Source organism: Sphingomonas sp. BAUL-RG-20F-R05-02 (assembly GCF_022662305.1).
Taxonomy (GTDB): Bacteria; Pseudomonadota; Alphaproteobacteria; order Sphingomonadales; family Sphingomonadaceae; genus Sphingomonas.
Genome location: NZ_JAKNQH010000017.1, coordinates 39,143 through 54,959, shown reverse-complemented (window position 1 = coordinate 54,959; position 15,817 = coordinate 39,143). Strand labels below are relative to the sequence as shown.

Below are 15,817 nucleotides of genomic sequence, written 5' to 3'. Positions count from 1 at the left end.
GATTAATCGGCCGAGTTCATATTGAACATATCCAGCATGTGGGAGGGAAGCCGTCCTTGTCGTTGAGTGATGTCTACGTCGAAAGCAAGGCTGATGCCGTTCGGGTTTCTCGATTTCTTGAGCGCCGCTTTGGTTTGTTCGCGAATATCCATGACGAAGATGATCTTCGGGCATACATGGATCAGGAGCCGAGCAGGGATAGCTAAGGCAAATCCTACGGCAGCTCTCCACCAGGCGCGGGCGTAGAAGGCGAAAATGGCTCCAGCCGCTGAACGTCCGCTTCCGTTTATATCTGCCGTACGGCGCCCGTTGCGGCTACGGCCGCTTCGTCCCACTTGTTGCCCTCAGAAGCTGGCTTGGTGGCCGGTCGAACGCCCGTGTGGCTAAGATTGATGAGCGTCTGCAGTTAGGAATGCCGCGGAGGGCATTGAACCGCGAGTTATGGGTCGTTGCGTCGAAGGGCAGGGAAGGGCAGCAAAACCCCGTCACAGCTCAAAACCTGCCCTTCCGCAGTCGCCTGTTGAATCTGCTGCCGCTGCCACCATCCGATGGCGGTCATGTAGTTGAAGGTATCCCGCCACGTCGGCTCGCCTACCATTACGCCAAGCTCGGTCGGTTCGGTTTCCTGCTGGTGATTGGACTGCTGGTGCTACTGCGGATGTCGCTTCCCCATGCCAACATTGTCCCACGCCTGATCGGGCCGCTTGCCGAAGCCGTGATCCAGTTGTTCCTTAAGCTTGCCCGTGCAATCACCTGACGCCCTTGGGACCAAGATCGCGGCCGCTTCGCCAAGGGACCACTGCCATCGTCGGCTTCAAAAGAGCCAGTCGAAATCGACGGCACGTTCGCCACCGCCCTTGTCATTCGACCGACCCGTTCATTCGCTAAACAATACGTCGCCAAGCAAGATGAACCAACGGTAGAAGACGGGAATGCGAAAGGAGGGCCACGAACGTCTACAACTGAGGCTGATAGAGCTGCCCGGCAGCTTGCGCCCATAGTTCGCGCTTTGTCAGCCTTCCTGGTCTCGCCATGATGTGGCCCCCGCTTATAGAGCCACCGATCCAGCGACGCCGCGTTCGCGAAGGTCAGCAGCGGCCGGCGATCGTCAGCCATGGTCGGGGAACCCGTCGAATTGCGGCATCGCGTCCGTAATCTCGAACCAAGGTGCCTTTGAGCCGACAACGATGTGCATTGTCGGTCTGACCGACGGCTCATCGATCAGCGTGCCCATCGCCACATGCACATACTGTCCGTTGCCTACGAGCGAGTAGAGAAGTGAGCCGCAGGATCGGCAATGGGCGTCATAGCCGTGCTCGTCGCCGTAGCGCAGGAGTTCGCCATCCCCGATTGTGATCGCCAGCCGTGAGACCTTTGTACCAGCCAGCGGCTTGAACGCCGATCCAGTCGAACGCCGGCACTGCGAGCAGTGGCAATTCATCGCGTATTTGAATGCGTCGGCCACCTCATAGGCGACGCGCCCGCACAGGCAGCTGCCTCTCAGCGGGTAATCCACCGTCATCTCGCCATATCCTTGCCACCGCGCCTGAAAAGAGCTCAGAAGGGCTTTAGGCAGTGGCCCCGTCGCTACAGAGACAACTCGCCGTCCCGGTCCAAGGTCACTTCTCACCTTCGCTGAGTTCGGAAAAGGCTCCGGGGCAGAGACGGATGATCGCGTCGATGATGGCCTCGAGCGCCGCGGTCGCTTCGTTCTGGTAGTCGGGATCGAAGCCCGCATAGAGGTCGGTGACGCTGTCGATGACGCGATGACCGAGCTGCACCTCGATCTGCTCGGTTGGCACCTTGCGCGCCGGATTGCTCCATTCCGCTGACCATGCCCGAGGCGTTCCCGCGTCGCGGAGCAATTGGCCCATCGATCGCCGGACAGGTTTCATGCCGCCTTCGCCATCGATCGGCCAACCAAGCTTCTGGATCATCGCCTCCCACGCGCTTTTGATCGAAAGGAACGGAACGAAGAAGTCGTCGACCCCTTCGATCCGCTCGGCGAGTTGTTTCGGCGCGATGACGATCGCCCTCCGCTTTCGGGTCTGCCGGCGGCCTGCGGGATTGAACGCGATCACCTTCCGCTCTGAATTCCACTGGCGGCGATCGGCCTTCGTCGAGAAGTCGTGGACGGCGTATGGCCGGGCGCTCGTCCCGACGCTCAGCATAAGGAAGCGGTGGAGACCGAACCGCTTGGTCGGATATCGCGGGTCGGTCGCATAGACGAAGGCGTCAGCCAGTTCTTGACCGACAGCCGACGCCGCGGCGTGCGGTTGAGCTCCTTGGTCGGGATCGGCTTGAACTGCGACGGTCTGGAGATGTCTCCGCGGTTCTTGGCCGCGTTGATCGCCGCAGCAAACTGTAGCACCGAGTTCTCGACTGATGACAGCGATCTCGCGGCCGCCCGTTCCTTGCCCGAACTTGTGATGACCGGTTGCTTTCCCAACCAGTCGCGGAAGCGTCCGATTCAAACCTCGTCTATCTTCGAGCACCGGACATCGGGCGTCTCGAGAGTTGCGATGTAGCGGACCACGTGGTTTAGCCGCGGTCGCACTGCCTTGATCGAGGGCAGATCCTCATGGGTCGTGAGATAATCCGTGATCGCGCGCAGCGCGAGCATGTCCGCCGCTCCGTTCTTCCGCTGGCCGCACGTCGGGCAGATCAGTTCGCCCTCCGTGTGCTGGAGGTAGTGCCGATCTAGCGCCGTCTTGGCGGCCGCGAGATCTCCTGTGCGTGTGCTAGCAGAGCGAGCGCGCCCTCGTTCTCTGTCGTGCCAGAAGATCGTGAGGAAGGGGGATCGTAGACTACCGTCGGTCCGCTTGTCCCAGTCGAGCCAGTATTCTCCGCGCTGGTAGATCCCGCGTTTCTTTGGTCTGCCCGCCATTTCGCTCGCTCCTTCAGTGTCTCTGCCGATGCGGTTTGGATGAGTTCGTTGACGCCGATGCCTGTGAGCAGATCAAGATCGGCCGCCTCGATGCGGATGCCGCGCCCGCGTTCGATCGCGCGCGACCAGCGTCGCGCCAGATCCGGAAGCTCGTCAGCCATGTGGCGGTCTCCGTAAGGCGGGGGCAGGCGAATGCACGCGTCGTCCCCGGCCGGCGTTGACGCGGCGAGCGATGGTTGCGGGCGGCGAGGATGATGGAGCGGCATTCACGAATGCGCTGGTAGGATGGCGGAAGACCGCATATGCAACAACGATGCATTCGTAACGTGTCGCAAAAAGAAATTTCGAACAGGTCAAAGCTTCCTCTTGGATTTGTTGGTTTCAGGAACGACCTGGGCGGCATTCTGGGTAGTCGGCGCCGCGATCACTTCGGTGGAAGCCAGCAGGCGCTTGCGGATGCGGCGGGGATCAGCCGCGTAGCGCTCTGCAGGATCGAGAAGGGAACGGCGCTGCCGCGTCCCGACACGATCGACGCACTGATGCGCATTCTTGATCTCGACTGGTCGCAGGTTGCGGTCGCCGGCACGACTGACCGCGTAGCGAGGCCGTTCGACGGCAGCTGGTGCGGAGACCTACGTCTCGAGCTTGGCAGAGCTGTCCGCAGCGCTCGCCGGCGGCAGGCTTTGACGCTTCGCGCACTGGGCAACCGCTGCGGCATCTCGGCGTCCCAACTCTCCCGCCTGGAGCGCGGAGAGGGGCATCACAGCCGCGCCTATGAGGAGCATCCCGACGATGCGATGAAGGAGAAGGCGTATCGACGCGTCCGCTTCAAAGATCCCACGCTTCGCCGGATGTCGGAGTAGCCGCCGGTGTCGTAACGATGTCGGTCCGCGGGTTCGCACCCGATCGTGGCATGGCGTGGTGGCTGTCGCTACTTCCCCATCTCGGCATGCGACCGTCACGGCGATCGGTACCGCAATCGACTTGACTACGTTACCGCCGCGGTGACGAACATGGCGCTTCCCGTAAGGCAGACTTCGCGTACGAAGTTGGCACCGTTGTCCTTGTGCATCTGGATGCCGTCCAAAGCACTACGGCCGCATGGCGGATCGATGGGCTCTGAACTCCGCTGATCTCGTGGGTCGGACTGGAAGGCGACGATGGCTCGTTCGACGGGGACCTCGACACCCGTTCCGCAAAGTCTGGAGCGGTTGAAGCCGAGACTGTTCCATTTTTTCCCAACCCACTTGGAGATCGGAACACCGGCTCCGCAATGTTGAACCTGCCGTTTCGCGCAACGACCGGCATCACGGCTCAGCCGCTTCTTGCCGCGACGCGTCGCGGGAATGCGGCGTTCGAACCGCGCCCTCCCGGATGCGGAACGGGGGACCTTTGGATATCGGAGATGCCGGCGGGCTTACCGTGCTCACGCGTCCGGGCGGTCGTAGGCCCGGCGCGGACTCCTTAGCCCTTCGCGCGCTTCGACCGCTGCGCCTTTAACGCGGCGCCCAGTTCAGCAACGCGGTCGCCGAGCGCATAGCCGCTGCGGCCGGACGTCGACAGCAGGCCGCGGGAGACCAAGGCGTTGGCGAGCCTGTAGCACGTCGTCGTGCTGAGCCCGACCTGCACGGCGAGTTCAGGAAGTTTCATCGGCCGTTCCGCAATGGCGTCAAGGATGTCGAGCGCACGCGCCACCGCCTGGGCACCGCCCAAACGGGTCGCGGGATCGCTTGCGCCTTTCAGATCGTCGTCCATCCTGAAAATGCTCATCGCCGCTGAGCGTCTTGAGCGCAAGGCTGCCGTTTGCGCGACGGCGGTCGTCGCCTTTCGACCGGCCGCTCCAAACGCGATCGCTGCGTGCGCGGATGGATGAGGACGGCACCGTAATCGGGACGATGGCCTCTGTTGGATAAGCCCATGGCCGGAACGGGTGCGGACCGGTTCGCGGCTTCGGTGCAGACACCGACATCAGCTTAAACTATTTCGAACCGGCTTTGCGAACCGGTAATCACACCCGTGCCGGCGCGCGACCGAGCCTGGCGTTCGCCGTCATTCGGGTGACGGCACAGACCTTATTCGGCGATCAAGCCGTGGCCGGGATCACGTCCGACATTAAGACCCAATATATTTTTCCTACCCTATTTACTTTCACGATGTGGAAATTAAATTGGCCTCGATGATGATCGAGAAGGGGAACGGAATGTCGGTTCGGCGTGGGGAGGAGATCGACTGGGACGAAGGGCGTCCGGTCGCGAGCGAGGCGACGCTGCTGCTTGCTGAGTTGCAGCACAGGGTGTCCAACGAGGTGGCGTGCGCGATCTCGGCGATGCGCCTCGCCGGCAACGCGGGCTTCGAGGGCCCCCGGATTGCGCTTTTCGAGCGGGCGGTCGAACGCCTGGAAGGCTTTGGCAAGGTTCATGGCGTCCTTGCCGCGCGGCCCTCCCGCCTGGTTGACGTGGGCGCCGGCCTCCACCGTCTATGCCGCGGTCTCGTTGCGGGGAGGGAGGGGCTCGACCGGACAAGGGTCAACATATCCGTGACCACGCCGCCTCTTCCGGGCGGTCCTGGGCAGCGCCTGCTTCTTATCGCCGCCGAGCTGATCTTCAACGGGATCCGTCACGCGCTCGTCGGTCGTTGTGGATGTCTCGACATCGACGTGGCGCTGCTGGACGATCATGTAATCCTAGTGGTTTCTGATGACGGACCCGGCATTGCGGCTTCCCGTGATACGAGCGGCACTGGCCTTGGGGCCGGGATCGTAGACGAGCTCGTTAGGATGGGAGACGGTCGTATCGAGCGTGATTCCGACAGTTCGGGCACGGTCTTCCGGGTCACGCTCCCGCTAAACGGGCGGCCGCCAGTCGACTGGGTCGTGTCGGAAACCGTCGCGTGACTTCCTGCTCGTACGGCCTGGACGACGAGGCGGCGGCGCGGCAGGCGCTCGCGAGCGATCTGCGGATCCTCCCGCATGTCATCGCCGGGATTAGGAGTTCGCTGTTCCGGCGGCATCTCGAGTTGAACGTCAGGACTGCGACGCCGCTCTTGGACATCATCTCACGATCCGAGAGGATCGACCTCACCGCGATGATCGAGCGGATCCGGCCGCCGCTATCGTGGCCGCGAGTGCCGCTCTCGACCAACCTCCGTTCCGAAATGCTCGGCTTGGAGTGGGACTTCGGTTTCGAACCAGGAGCGATCTTCCGGCGGCATCGGCGCGGCGGTCTAATCGCTCGGTGGGATGGTGCCGGCGGCAACGTCCTCGGAGTCAGGATTATCAAGGACTCGATCGAACTCACTGTGGTCGATGGCGGACTCATGCTCGACACCTTCGACGGCTTTGCGCGACTATGGCTCGAAAGCCCGTTGCCGCGAACACTCGCAATAGCGATGCCAGGACGAAGCATTTCGCAGCTCGTCGAACATCGCTGGTTCTCCGGTTCGGATTGGCCGGTGGTTTCCGTTCGCGAAAAGCGGATTGGGGCCACGGCGATCATCTTCGAGACCGGCCTGGTGACTTGGCGGCTACCGACGGCCACAGACCTGGAGGGGACGATCGGATGGTGAAATCGACATCCGTGCGGCGCACCGTGCCGGATCTCTTGGACGGACTGGCAATTCTCGCCACCGATCTCGACATCCGGACAACCGAGGTCGAACAGCTCATCGGCATTCACGGCGGTCTCTGGCCGATCGCGGCGGCGAGGCTCGAGCTTTGGTGGCCCAGTGATGAACAATTCGAACGCATCACGTCCCTGTCTGAGGTGTGCGCTAGTGCCGCTTCGCTGATGGGTATCGAAGCCCGACTTTGGATGCGGAGGTACAACCCCGGCCTGGGTTGCTCGCCAGTATGCTTCATGTTGCGAGGCATGGACGCGCTCATCACCCTACGAAACATTCTGAGGCAGGAGCAGGGGCGATGCTAAACATCGGCGGGTGCGGCCGGCCGCAGCTGTAGCTCGGACGATTGCACCGCCGGAATGGCGGTCTTCGACCGAATGACGCTCCTAGCGGTAAACCATCCGGAGCACTGGCCTCAGAGACAATTGCCCATGGGAACGGGACGGAAGCATGTCGCGGATCGAGGTGAGAAATGAAACTCGTGGCAAAGGAGGCGACATCATGAATGACGATGCTAGGGAGCTCAGGGCGGTGATCGCCAGGCTTGAACGAAGTCTGCGGATCCTCGACGTCCGGCCTTCGGAGGTGATCGCCATACTGGGGATAGAAGACATTGGTTGGCCAATACCCGTCTCCCGCCAATGGCAGCCTTTCGGACATGACCAAGAGACCAGGTTGCGCCAGCTACAGGAGACGTGCGATCTTCTTATCGCGGTGTTCCGCGAAGACGCCGAGGTTCTGATACGGCAGGCGGACGACGCTGCCGGGACGACGCTGCTCGCGTCTCTGATCTCATCGGGAGAGACGTTGCCGCTCCTACTCCGGCGCCTGCGGGAAGAACTAGCGGAGTGACGATGGCGACCTGTGTGCCGAATGTCGGATCCCGCCTGGATTGGAGGCTGGTTGTAGCTCGTGGAGGATTGTAGATGACAGTATCTTGCGAGATGCAGACCTTGCGGTTGCGTCTGGAAGGGATCACCGCCACAGCGTCCAAGGCGGCAATGAGCACCGCAATCCGCTGCCGTCATACGCATTCAACCAGCGCGACACATGTTTCAAGCCTGCGAGGAGGTCGGGCGCGAGCGTGATGTCGCTCGCCGCGGGCTTATGCTCAAACCAGTGAGCGGCCGAAGGTATCGACGAACATGTATATCTTAGGGTGAGTCCGCTTTATCCTTCAGCGTTCAAATCGGATATGCGGAATCCACGCCAATAGCAGGTGGACCGCGCCCCAGAGTCGTACCTAACTGATCTTCGACCTTCCATACGATCGCATCGGTTTTATGCCTGCTGGATAGACATCGATGGCTCAAGGAATGTACGAAGACAATGCGCGACCTAGTTGAGCAAATGCTGACGAGCTTCGACATACCACTTCCGACCGTTATCGGCAGCGAGCGGAGATTCCGGGTGGCGGTTGGTGGACAGCCGATCCACTTCGACACTTCGCGAACTGCGATCGGTCTGTCGTTCGAAAAGCTCGGGGCGGCAATCGAGGCTCGCGTTTCTGCCGAACGGGTGAGCCGCATGATCAACTCCTGCGGATTGGCGTCGCAGCCGCTGCCGCTGTGGCTGGTACGCGGGTCCGATGTTCTCGCCGCCTGGCTCGCCTGGGCAGGCGCTGCGAATGCGCTGCGGAAGGTGCTGACCCTTACCGACAAAGTCGGCCAGGCGCCGGTTGTCGGCTACTTGGACCGACGCGCCCGCCGCGAACTCGGCCAGGGCGGTGCTAGGATACGGGTGGTAGGCGGAACGGCGGTCCTGGAGAGGCTCGAACTTTCCGGCCGTCCGCGATGCGTCGCCTCGATCGGTGAGATCGCCCTTGTCCGCATCGAACGGCATCAGCTTCCCGAGACGCTGATGACCGCCTTGCGGCAGGATCCACAGCGGAACGCGCTGCGTCCGCTTGCGGATGTGGTGAGCCACCCCTTCTTCGCTGCTGCCGAACTCATGATCGAGGGCATCTCGGACGAGGGTTCATCGGTGGTTTTTACCGTCAGGAGCAGCTGGGCGCCGCTTGAGCCGGTGCCCGACCCAGCGTGGGCCGTACTGCCTTCCGACGCCGATCCGGTGTCGCCGTGGCGTGCGACCGCCAGCGAGCGGCGTCTGCTCGACCGTTTGATCGAGGAGGCACGCGAACGGGCCCGTGCTACGGGCGGTCGTCGTTGATGATGGTGTTTCCGTCGGTCGAATAGATGGCGTGGTACTCGGCCTCAGTGTCAAGATAGAAGCCGCGCAGCTGCTTGTACTGGATCACCGCTAAGGTGCCTGCGAGCATGTTGAGGTCGGCTACCTGGATGTTGCTTCGGTAGAGTTCGTCGTCGGCGTCGCCCAGCATCGGGATGCGGTCCTTCGCGTGGACGTGCGCGCGCATCGTCGGCGTGCTGGTGGTGACGCGGACCAACCCCATCAGCCGGTCATCGACGAGACTGAGGCCGAGCCCGCAGTCGATGAAGGGCAGCCCGCGCGCCTCGAGCGCGGGGATGATGAACGCCCGTGCCTCCACGCTGTCGACGCAGACGAACACGAAGTCCGCATCGTCGACGAGATCGATCGTGTCGGGCGCGAGGTGCGTCATGTGGGGGCTGATCCCGGTATGCATGCGACCATATACGCGCGCGAAGTAATCGACCTTCGAGGACGCTGCGGCGATGTCCTCGATCGGCATCGCGCCCGGCCAGCGGAACGCATTGTGCTGTTCGGCGCGGTCGCCGTCGATCAGTAAGATCCGCTCCGCCGGTGTCTTGCTGATGAGATCCAGCACCACTGATCCGGTGCCGCCGAGGCCGATGATCGCGATCGTTCCCCCCGCGAGCCGGTGCGACACCGCGTCGATGCCCGCGCGGGTCGACCCCGTGTCGGCGTAGACGAACGGGCCAGCCGCCAAACCTTCGGCCGCGCCGCTCTCAGGCTCAGCTGGCATAGGTTGCGTTCACGTTGACGAGGAGCCCGTCTGCGAGCGGTACGACGTCGCCTGGCGTCAGCAGCCCGGCCAGACCCTCTGCGCCACGGCGACGATACGAGACGGACGCCGAGCCGGGGAGTTGGCCCTCCCGGTCGGGATAGGCGATGCGCAGCAGTTGCGCATGGCTCGCGGTGCGACCGCGCAGACCGACCCAGCGGCCGTTGACGGAGATCATCGTGCGTCCTTCGGCCGCGACAGGCTTGGGCGTGGAGCGTTCCGCCTCGTCTACGAGATAGAAGGTCCGAGCGCGCGGCGCGGTCGGTGACTGCACGATGGCCGGGGGGGCGACGGTCGCGGCGGCGGAGGCGAGATCGTTGATCGGCGACATAGTCATTCTCCTTGGAAAGCGATGCGGTTGGACGGCAGGGTTGATGAGGGCGTCGTCCGTGTGGCGCGCAGGCATATGCGCAGCGCGTTGACCATGTTGGCGTAGATCATCTTCGCGGATCGCAGCCCGTCGTTCGGCAGCTGTTCGCTGATCTGGTTCCACGAGAGGCGCTCGGCGCGAGGGTCGATGCCGAGATCGCCCATCGCCTCGAGGCAGATCGACAGCGCCAGTACCGTGTTCTTCCGGGACGGGCTGGCCTGCAGGGTGACTTCCGCCGCGCCGGGCGCGACCCAGGAGGGGATCGCTCGCGCACCGTGGCTCTGGAGGATCCACGTCACTTCGCCGAGGTCGACGTCCACTCCGAGCCGGTCCTCGCGCCACCGGCGGCAGCGCTCCGGGTCGATCATCGCGTTCAGGCCAGCGAGCACGTCGTCCCCGACCTGGTCCGCACCGACAACCGTGACGATCGGGTTCGCGCAGCGGGCCGTGGCCATGGCGACGGTGACGGGCGAGGCGCCCAGAGCCTCGCTGATCTCGCCGGACGCGGCGACGTTGGCGGCGATCACGGGATCGGTCAGATTGAGCACTCCATGCGGAACGCCGACGACACGTGCGAGCCAGCGCGCCGCATGAGTGCGCCCCGCACCGGCTGCTCCGCCGATGACCAGCCTCCCGCCGCCGAACCATGGCCGCTCCGCCGCAAGCATTGCCGCGCAGCACTCGCGGACCCAGCGCAGGAAGTCCGGCTGATGCTCGTGCATGACGAGAAACGGGATGCCCTCCGGTCCGAGCCGGTCACCGCCGAGCAGCGCGAATGGCTCGCCGAGTTCGAGCGGCAGCGGTTCGCCGGGTCCCGCATGTCCGACGATCATCGCCGGCGTCGCGGGCTGGAAGGGAGCGATCACGTCCATCAGTCGCCCCTCCACATGCGCAGCGGTCGCGAGCCGCCTGCGCCGCGGCCCTCTTTCTTCACGCGGCGCTCGGTGGCGAACATCTCGTCGACGAGCAGCCTGGCGAGCGCTTCGTCGCCGTGCTGCGCGGCATGATCGAGGAATTCGAGAAATCGACTTTTCTGCCAACGCAGCCAGTCGCACAGACGGTCGCGCTCGATCGCCCGGTCGTATGCCACTTTCCAGTCCGCTTTGTTACAGCTCATGCGCTGTAGCTCGAGCAGATGACGTCCATGCTTGCCCTCGCGGGTGTATAGGTCGACGACGAGATGTTCGCGTGCCCGCTGCGCCTCCGCCTTTTCCTCCTCCAGACGTCGCGCTCGCGCCGCCGCAGTCAATCCGTCAGCCAAATCGTCGAGTGCGGCGCCGCCGAACGTCATGGTGAGCCGGCCGAGGAAAATGGGGTCGATCCTACCCTCGTCCATTCCTTCTAGCAGTGCGTCGCGGTCCTCGTCCGTCGCGAACTGACGAGTCCAGATCGTGAGCGGCTCCATCTGGCTGCCAGGTGGATCGACGAGCAGATCTATGGCGCGCTTGCGCTTGGAGTTCAGCCCAATGCGGAAGGCCGGGAGTGCGTCGGCGTTGTCGGTCATGTTCTGCATGGTAAAAACGAGATACGATCGTATAGCGAAGATGTCAATGGTTATGCTTGCTCTTGGTGTTGCGTCGGGGGAATGCGTCGCCGGTGGCCAAACTTTCCGGACCTAGCTCAGGCGTCGCGCTTCGATTCGCACACGCGGTGCCGCTGCTGATGCGGGCGTGCGGGATTGGTCCGTCGGCGCTGACCGCCTTCGAAGCGCGGGTCCGGCAGCTGCAACGCCTCGGGCTGCTCCGGGACGAAGGGGTGCGTGCGGCGGGGCGGCTCGATTACGGGATCCTCGAACTCGCGGCTCTCGCGACCGCCATGCGGCTGATGGCGGCGTTCATGGTGCCGTCGCTTGCCGCGCGTCATGTGACGGAACGGTGGGGAACGCTGGTTCCGGCGCTCCTGGCCGGAGCGCGTACGGCGCTGCCGAAAGACTATGTTGCTCGCCGTCCCCTAGAGGAGGGGACCATCATCGTGATCCAGGGCAGCGCGTTGGCGGACATGGGACAGCGCGGGCAGCACGGCGAACGCTATGTCGGTGACATCGGCGATGCGGTCGTGTCGGATCGCACAGCCCTATCAGCTGCGATGAAGAGTCTGGGCGGGGCCGCGATTCTGTTGGACACGGCGACTTACATGCCGGCGATCGTGAACGGTTTCGCCCAAGCGACGATGGCTACCGTGTCCGAACTTTCGCATGAGCTCGACAGGCTGCGCTTTTCCGAGTGACGCCCGCACTCGTGAGAAAAACGCGACGTTCGGAAAAAAACGTTGTCAGTACGTCGATGCTGACACTCCGGTTTCAGCATAGTCGGCGGGGCTAGTTCCGTGGGCTGCTAGAGACAAAGCGTCTGGAGGAAAGACTGCCAGGTCGCGCTGTCGCGCTCATGCTTGTGGAGAGCGTCACGCATCCAGCAGGACGAGCGCAAACGGGAAGTATCGCTCTTGTACTTCGAGCGGAGCGAAAGCCGAAGGCTCCGAGCTGGCCAATGGGCTTCGTCGGTCAGCCCGCTGGAACCGCCCAGCGGTTTGCGAGTATTAACTCGTCGACGTGCCTCGACATTTCTAAACTGACCAGGAACTGTACTCACTCACGGCTGAAGGAACGTTGATGCAGGAGGAGTTCGCCCACGGTTGAGGTACAAGCTAGGCGCACGGCCTGCGCGGGTGGCCCGCGGTCGCCCGCCGGCGGCTTGGGCAGGCCGCCTCTCGTGCCGGTCGGATCGCGACTCCGCCGTGCATGATTGAGCCGGCTGTCGCCCGCGTGCGGGATCGAGATTGCGGCGAGTTCGACAATCGCGGCTGCTCTCATTTATAGCGGCGAAAGGGGAGATGCCCTTTACCTTCAGGTTCGAGCGCACGTCCGGCATTCGCAGTCATGCATCGGGGTGTTGTCATCGGCGGCATCGATCCTACTGATCGCGCTAACTCTTTCGAGCACGTTCCCTTTTAGCCGGCCGAGCTCCGAATTGTCAGGCGTGTTGGATCACCCGTCGCCCAATCTGAAGCGTGAGCCGAAGCCGACCGTCCGCCTCGCGCACGTCCACGATCAGGGCGTCTGCAGGGATGATGTCGAAGTCGATGACATCTCGGAGCCGCCGCTTGGCGAGGCTGGCCGCGACCGTGGCCGGCAGCTTCTCGGCTTCGATCGAAAGAACGTCGTGGTACACCCTGAAGAAGTCCTGCGCGCCCCGACTTGCGACATCGGCCCTGATCGTGCCGTCCGACCAGTGCACCGAACCAATCGATCTACAACTCCCTACGCCGCCATAGCCGAACTCTAAGTCAGACCGGCAACGCAGCAGCTCGCATGCGTGCGCAAGATCGATACCTGAAAGATCGAGCAGGCGCGCCGCGACATCATCTATCCAGCCGGAACCGCCCGCGACAATCGCCTGAGCCAAGGCGGATCGGCGTCGGAGATGGGCCGCGACGAGCCCCGCCAGCTGATCGCCTATGAATGTTGTACTGCCACCCGATACGCGTTCGACACCGACGCTAAGATCGCAAGCGAGCATCCTGACATCCACGGTGATCGTGAGCCATCGGTCGGGACGGGGGTAAATGCCCACGGCAACGACGCTCATCGGCGCCATGCCGCTGGCAGCCGGCGCGATGGCCGCCGCCGCAATATCGCTAAGCAGTTCGCCGAACTCTCGTAGCCGCGAGGCCGTGTTCGCGAGGCGTGTCGCGCTCCGGACCAGATCTGCGATCACGGGTCCGAGTTGCTGAACACCCGTTCGCCACGCCGGCATCGCGAACCGGAACTCGATGCCGGATCTGCCAATCGCGTCCGACCCGATCTGGAGATGATTCTCACCGCCATAGTCCCCGGTGGCTTCGACTATGCGAAGCCGTTTCAACCGCTTCAGAATGGGCGCGGTAATCGCGGCCATCGCGGCGGCGATTACGTGCTCGACCTCTGCCCGGTGCGAGACCGGGTCTATCCAAGGCTCTTTGATGTACGGACTCGCCGGTTGAGCCGCAGTGTTGTCGTTTCGCATGTACGTGGAAACCTGTCTTCTGCTCGCGGATCACCAATCGGAAGCATCTTGTTGCGAAGTGCGCGCATCCTTTGGGCTTCGCCCGGCCGCAGCACGCCAAGAATCGCGGTGTGCCAGCGGGAAGTGCGGTACGCAGCGTGGCCTACGCTGAGCCAGTGTCAGCGGTCTCAGTTAGGCAGTGGCCCCGTACCGCTTTGCACGGCGCCCAGTACCTACAGAGGCGACGCGCGGACGAACGTACTAGGCTCCACGACGAAATTAACTTCCATAATATGAAACTTATTTAGCTTCGTGCGTTCTGATTGTCGAGTGCTCGGTACGTCGTCCGGAACTGGCGCACCGCCAAGGCGGAACACTGGCACCGGAAGTATACACCCGATCCGTCCCTATAGTCCGTGGGGTACGCGATCATCTGCAATGGAGCGATAGATGGTCGATAACTGCCCACCCCGCCTGAAGGCGTCTCTCGCGTGCTGGGAGAATGTGCGGGAACACTGGGAACTCAGTGCGATTGAGGAGGCGGATCTTCTTGGAGGTGGCGGCCTCGCCGGCCCCGCCGGCGAGGCGGCGAGTTGGTGCGCGTTCCGCCTCGAACGGCGGATGCAGCTCCTGATCGAACTTGCCGTTGGTCTGGACGCGCTTCTTGGGGACGAGGCGCGCATCCAGGCGTGGCTGCGACGATCAAGTAGAGCCATGGGCGGACAGTGTCCAATTCAGGTGATGTCCTCGTCCGAGACGTGGATCTGCGGAATGCTCCGAGCCGTGGCCGTCTTCGAAACGTGAAAGTTCCGGGACTGACCGCGCCGGCGCTTGGTGCCGGATTTCATTGTCTCAGCCCGACCCATGGCTTGACCGAGACGCGCTGCCCAGATGGCTTCGTGTCCAAACAGAGCGCACCGACCGTGTCAGTCGCCGTGATCGGTCGCAGGTATTGCCGAAACCGAAAAGTCGGATGGACCTTCACTTGGCTCATCGCCAATTCGGCCGGTGACCGAAGGCTGCGGCGAGGGTTCACACCCGCTGCGCGACGGTTCCCGCCCGTCCCTATCCCAGAATTTCAACGGAAAAAGGGAGTTCCTGTCATGGACGCAAGCAGCGGGGAGCATAAGCTCCGGCGGGGCACGCAGCCTTGCGCGCCCGAACCGAGAGAGACGGCGAGGCAGCGTGCCCAGCGGGAGTCATACGCTATCGAACGCGAAGCGATTGAACTCCGGCTGACCTCGTTCCGCGCATATCTGCAGGCGACGGTCGTCACGATGTCGCCGCTTGCCGGCCTCGTGCTCGAGGCGGCGGATTTCGAGGTCGGGCAGGCGCTCCAGAGTCTCCGGCCCTCGAAGAACTGGCTCTCGGCTCCGGATACGGACCGCCGTTTCTTCCACACGCGACACGCGCCCACAGCGCTCGGCACGCATTCCGAACACGCTTGTTCGCGCGAACCGTGGAGCGAGAATCCGGCGGATCCTACCGGTGAAGCCCTCCTCCAGGACGGCAGCGTCGGCGATTTCGTCATGCTTGTCGTTTTGGGGTCTTCCGTCGAGATCCATCTGCATGGCCAAGGCTTCCAACTGGCGACCAGAGCAGGGACCGCCTATCTCGCCCTTCCACAGCCGCTACCGGATACCGTCGCGCTCTACTGCGAGGGGCTCGACCTCGATGCGGTCGTCGACCACCCGATCCTGCGCGGAAGGAAATATGTCATTGCCGACGTTCTGCAGATGGCAGGCCGATCGATTATCCTGTTCGATGTCGGCGAGCTCCCGGTCGTAATGCCTTGGCCCGACGATGTCGCCACCGCGCCCCTGATTGGAAACGCCGATCACCCGGCTTCCGGGTTGCAGCCCGGCTGCGGCGAACCAGGAAATCACCGCAGGCGGCTCTCCAGCTTCACTAACGAGAACATCGATGAATGATCACACCAAACGCTCATATCCGCGTGCCGTCATTCGATCCGCTGGATGTAACTTCGCTCGATGTCGCAG

At 63.2% G+C, this 15,817-nt stretch carries 20 protein-coding genes; 11 read left to right on the top strand and 9 right to left on the bottom strand.

What is annotated here, in order from left to right:
• Together L8F97_RS19655 and L8F97_RS19650 are read left to right on the top strand one after the other, a co-directional pair.
• On the top strand, positions 1–206 hold a 206-nt coding region (locus L8F97_RS19655; RefSeq protein WP_242154054.1), incomplete at its 5' end, for a hypothetical protein.
• Positions 207–379: 173 nt separating this feature from the next.
• Positions 380–757: a hypothetical protein gene (locus L8F97_RS19650; RefSeq protein ID WP_242154053.1), complete on the top strand. Its 378-nt coding sequence runs from the start codon at positions 380–382 to the stop codon at positions 755–757.
• Positions 758–1,108: 351 nt separating this feature from the next.
• Here L8F97_RS19650 and L8F97_RS19645 read toward each other — a convergent pair whose 3' ends face one another.
• The 3 genes from L8F97_RS19645 to L8F97_RS19635 form a co-directional block, all read right to left on the bottom strand.
• Positions 1,109–1,522, bottom strand: a complete 414-nt coding sequence (locus L8F97_RS19645) for a GFA family protein (RefSeq protein ID WP_242154051.1) — start codon at positions 1,520–1,522, stop codon at positions 1,109–1,111.
• 97 nt (positions 1,523–1,619) lie between these two features.
• Positions 1,620–2,495 carry a hypothetical protein gene (locus L8F97_RS19640; protein WP_242154049.1) on the bottom strand — a complete coding sequence of 292 codons (876 nt, stop codon included), beginning with the start codon at positions 2,493–2,495 and terminating at the stop codon, positions 1,620–1,622.
• 205 nt (positions 2,496–2,700) lie between these two features.
• Positions 2,701–3,048: a hypothetical protein gene (locus tag L8F97_RS19635; RefSeq protein WP_242154048.1), complete on the bottom strand. Its 348-nt coding sequence runs from the start codon at positions 3,046–3,048 to the stop codon at positions 2,701–2,703.
• A gap of 141 nt (positions 3,049–3,189) precedes the next feature.
• Between L8F97_RS19635 and L8F97_RS19630 the strand changes: the two genes are divergently transcribed.
• Entirely contained in the window at positions 3,190–3,750 is a 561-nt protein-coding gene (locus tag L8F97_RS19630) for a helix-turn-helix domain-containing protein (RefSeq protein ID WP_242154047.1), read from the top strand.
• A gap of 601 nt (positions 3,751–4,351) precedes the next feature.
• Here L8F97_RS19630 and L8F97_RS19625 read toward each other — a convergent pair.
• Positions 4,352–4,642, bottom strand: coding sequence for a helix-turn-helix domain-containing protein (locus L8F97_RS19625; RefSeq protein ID WP_242154046.1), 291 nt, complete (start codon positions 4,640–4,642; stop codon positions 4,352–4,354).
• 421 nt (positions 4,643–5,063) lie between these two features.
• Between L8F97_RS19625 and L8F97_RS19620 the strand changes: the two genes are divergently transcribed.
• The 5 genes from L8F97_RS19620 to L8F97_RS19600 all read left to right on the top strand — a co-directional run bounded on the left by L8F97_RS19620 (position 5,064) and on the right by L8F97_RS19600 (position 8,674).
• Complete coding sequence (locus L8F97_RS19620; RefSeq protein WP_242154045.1) at positions 5,064–5,780, top strand: sensor histidine kinase; 717 nt, start codon at positions 5,064–5,066, stop codon at positions 5,778–5,780.
• Entirely contained in the window at positions 5,777–6,451 is a 675-nt protein-coding gene (locus L8F97_RS19615) for a hypothetical protein (RefSeq protein ID WP_242154044.1), read from the top strand. The genes L8F97_RS19620 and L8F97_RS19615 overlap by 4 nt, the downstream gene beginning before the upstream one ends.
• Positions 6,445–6,810, top strand: a complete 366-nt coding sequence (locus L8F97_RS19610) for a hypothetical protein (RefSeq protein ID WP_242154043.1) — start codon at positions 6,445–6,447, stop codon at positions 6,808–6,810. Before L8F97_RS19615 ends, L8F97_RS19610 begins: the two co-directional genes overlap by 7 nt.
• 196 nt (positions 6,811–7,006) lie before the next feature.
• Positions 7,007–7,357: a hypothetical protein gene (locus tag L8F97_RS19605; protein WP_242154042.1), complete on the top strand. Its 351-nt coding sequence runs from the start codon at positions 7,007–7,009 to the stop codon at positions 7,355–7,357.
• A 477-nt stretch (positions 7,358–7,834) separates the two neighbouring features.
• On the top strand, positions 7,835–8,674 hold the full coding sequence (locus L8F97_RS19600; protein ID WP_242154041.1) for a hypothetical protein: 840 nt from the start codon (positions 7,835–7,837) through the stop codon (positions 8,672–8,674).
• On the opposite strand, the gene L8F97_RS19595 is transcribed toward L8F97_RS19600, so the two are convergent.
• Genes L8F97_RS19595 through L8F97_RS19580 form a run of 4 tightly spaced genes read right to left on the bottom strand, consistent with a single transcriptional unit; the run spans position 8,655 to position 11,341 of the window.
• Positions 8,655–9,428, bottom strand: coding sequence for a ThiF family adenylyltransferase (locus tag L8F97_RS19595; protein WP_242154040.1), 774 nt, complete (start codon positions 9,426–9,428; stop codon positions 8,655–8,657). The genes L8F97_RS19600 and L8F97_RS19595 overlap by 20 nt on opposite strands.
• Positions 9,418–9,798 (bottom strand): hypothetical protein, encoded by a 381-nt coding sequence (locus L8F97_RS19590; RefSeq protein WP_242154039.1) that lies wholly within the window; start codon positions 9,796–9,798, stop codon positions 9,418–9,420. The genes L8F97_RS19595 and L8F97_RS19590 overlap by 11 nt, the downstream gene beginning before the upstream one ends.
• A gap of 2 nt (positions 9,799–9,800) precedes the next feature.
• Positions 9,801–10,709, bottom strand: a complete 909-nt coding sequence (locus L8F97_RS19585; RefSeq protein WP_242154038.1) for a hypothetical protein — start codon at positions 10,707–10,709, stop codon at positions 9,801–9,803.
• The gene (locus tag L8F97_RS19580; RefSeq protein WP_242154037.1) at positions 10,709–11,341 is read right to left on the bottom strand and encodes a hypothetical protein; all 633 of its coding nucleotides are present in this window, start codon (positions 11,339–11,341) and stop codon (positions 10,709–10,711) included. Before L8F97_RS19580 ends, L8F97_RS19585 begins: the two co-directional genes overlap by 1 nt.
• Before the next feature lie 146 nt (positions 11,342–11,487).
• Between L8F97_RS19580 and L8F97_RS19575 the strand changes: the two genes are divergently transcribed.
• On the top strand, positions 11,488–12,063 hold the full coding sequence (locus L8F97_RS19575) for a hypothetical protein (protein WP_242154036.1): 576 nt from the start codon (positions 11,488–11,490) through the stop codon (positions 12,061–12,063).
• A gap of 743 nt (positions 12,064–12,806) precedes the next feature.
• Here the strand turns inward: L8F97_RS19575 and L8F97_RS19570 are convergent.
• A complete protein-coding gene (locus tag L8F97_RS19570) occupies positions 12,807–13,838 on the bottom strand; it encodes a hypothetical protein (protein ID WP_242154035.1) in 1,032 nt (343 codons plus the stop codon).
• Positions 13,839–14,267: 429 nt separating this feature from the next.
• Between L8F97_RS19570 and L8F97_RS19565 the strand changes: the two genes are divergently transcribed.
• Together L8F97_RS19565 and L8F97_RS19560 are read left to right on the top strand one after the other, a co-directional pair.
• Positions 14,268–14,621: an MbcA/ParS/Xre antitoxin family protein gene (locus tag L8F97_RS19565; protein WP_242154034.1), complete on the top strand. Its 354-nt coding sequence runs from the start codon at positions 14,268–14,270 to the stop codon at positions 14,619–14,621.
• A 299-nt stretch (positions 14,622–14,920) separates the two neighbouring features.
• On the top strand, positions 14,921–15,748 hold the full coding sequence (locus L8F97_RS19560; RefSeq protein WP_242154033.1) for a hypothetical protein: 828 nt from the start codon (positions 14,921–14,923) through the stop codon (positions 15,746–15,748).
• Positions 15,749–15,817 lie beyond the last annotated feature (69 nt).

Coding starts and splice junctions, on each gene's coding strand:
- L8F97_RS19605 (WP_242154042.1), top strand. CDS start 7,007: ATGAATGACGATGCTAGGGAGCTCAGGGCGGTGATCGCCAGGCTTGAA.
- L8F97_RS19570 (WP_242154035.1), bottom strand. CDS start 13,838: ATGCGAAACGACAACACTGCGGCTCAACCGGCGAGTCCGTACATCAAA.
- L8F97_RS19595 (WP_242154040.1), bottom strand. CDS start 9,428: ATGCCAGCTGAGCCTGAGAGCGGCGCGGCCGAAGGTTTGGCGGCTGGC.
- L8F97_RS19630 (WP_242154047.1), top strand. CDS start 3,190: ATGCAACAACGATGCATTCGTAACGTGTCGCAAAAAGAAATTTCGAAC.
- L8F97_RS19645 (WP_242154051.1), bottom strand. CDS start 1,522: ATGACGGTGGATTACCCGCTGAGAGGCAGCTGCCTGTGCGGGCGCGTC.
- L8F97_RS19635 (WP_242154048.1), bottom strand. CDS start 3,048: ATGGCTGACGAGCTTCCGGATCTGGCGCGACGCTGGTCGCGCGCGATC.
- L8F97_RS19620 (WP_242154045.1), top strand. CDS start 5,064: ATGATGATCGAGAAGGGGAACGGAATGTCGGTTCGGCGTGGGGAGGAG.
- L8F97_RS19560 (WP_242154033.1), top strand. CDS start 14,921: ATGGACGCAAGCAGCGGGGAGCATAAGCTCCGGCGGGGCACGCAGCCT.
- L8F97_RS19590 (WP_242154039.1), bottom strand. CDS start 9,798: ATGTCGCCGATCAACGATCTCGCCTCCGCCGCCGCGACCGTCGCCCCC.
- L8F97_RS19585 (WP_242154038.1), bottom strand. CDS start 10,709: ATGGACGTGATCGCTCCCTTCCAGCCCGCGACGCCGGCGATGATCGTC.
- L8F97_RS19625 (WP_242154046.1), bottom strand. CDS start 4,642: ATGGACGACGATCTGAAAGGCGCAAGCGATCCCGCGACCCGTTTGGGC.
- L8F97_RS19565 (WP_242154034.1), top strand. CDS start 14,268: ATGGTCGATAACTGCCCACCCCGCCTGAAGGCGTCTCTCGCGTGCTGG.
- L8F97_RS19580 (WP_242154037.1), bottom strand. CDS start 11,341: ATGACCGACAACGCCGACGCACTCCCGGCCTTCCGCATTGGGCTGAAC.
- L8F97_RS19600 (WP_242154041.1), top strand. CDS start 7,835: ATGCGCGACCTAGTTGAGCAAATGCTGACGAGCTTCGACATACCACTT.
- L8F97_RS19610 (WP_242154043.1), top strand. CDS start 6,445: ATGGTGAAATCGACATCCGTGCGGCGCACCGTGCCGGATCTCTTGGAC.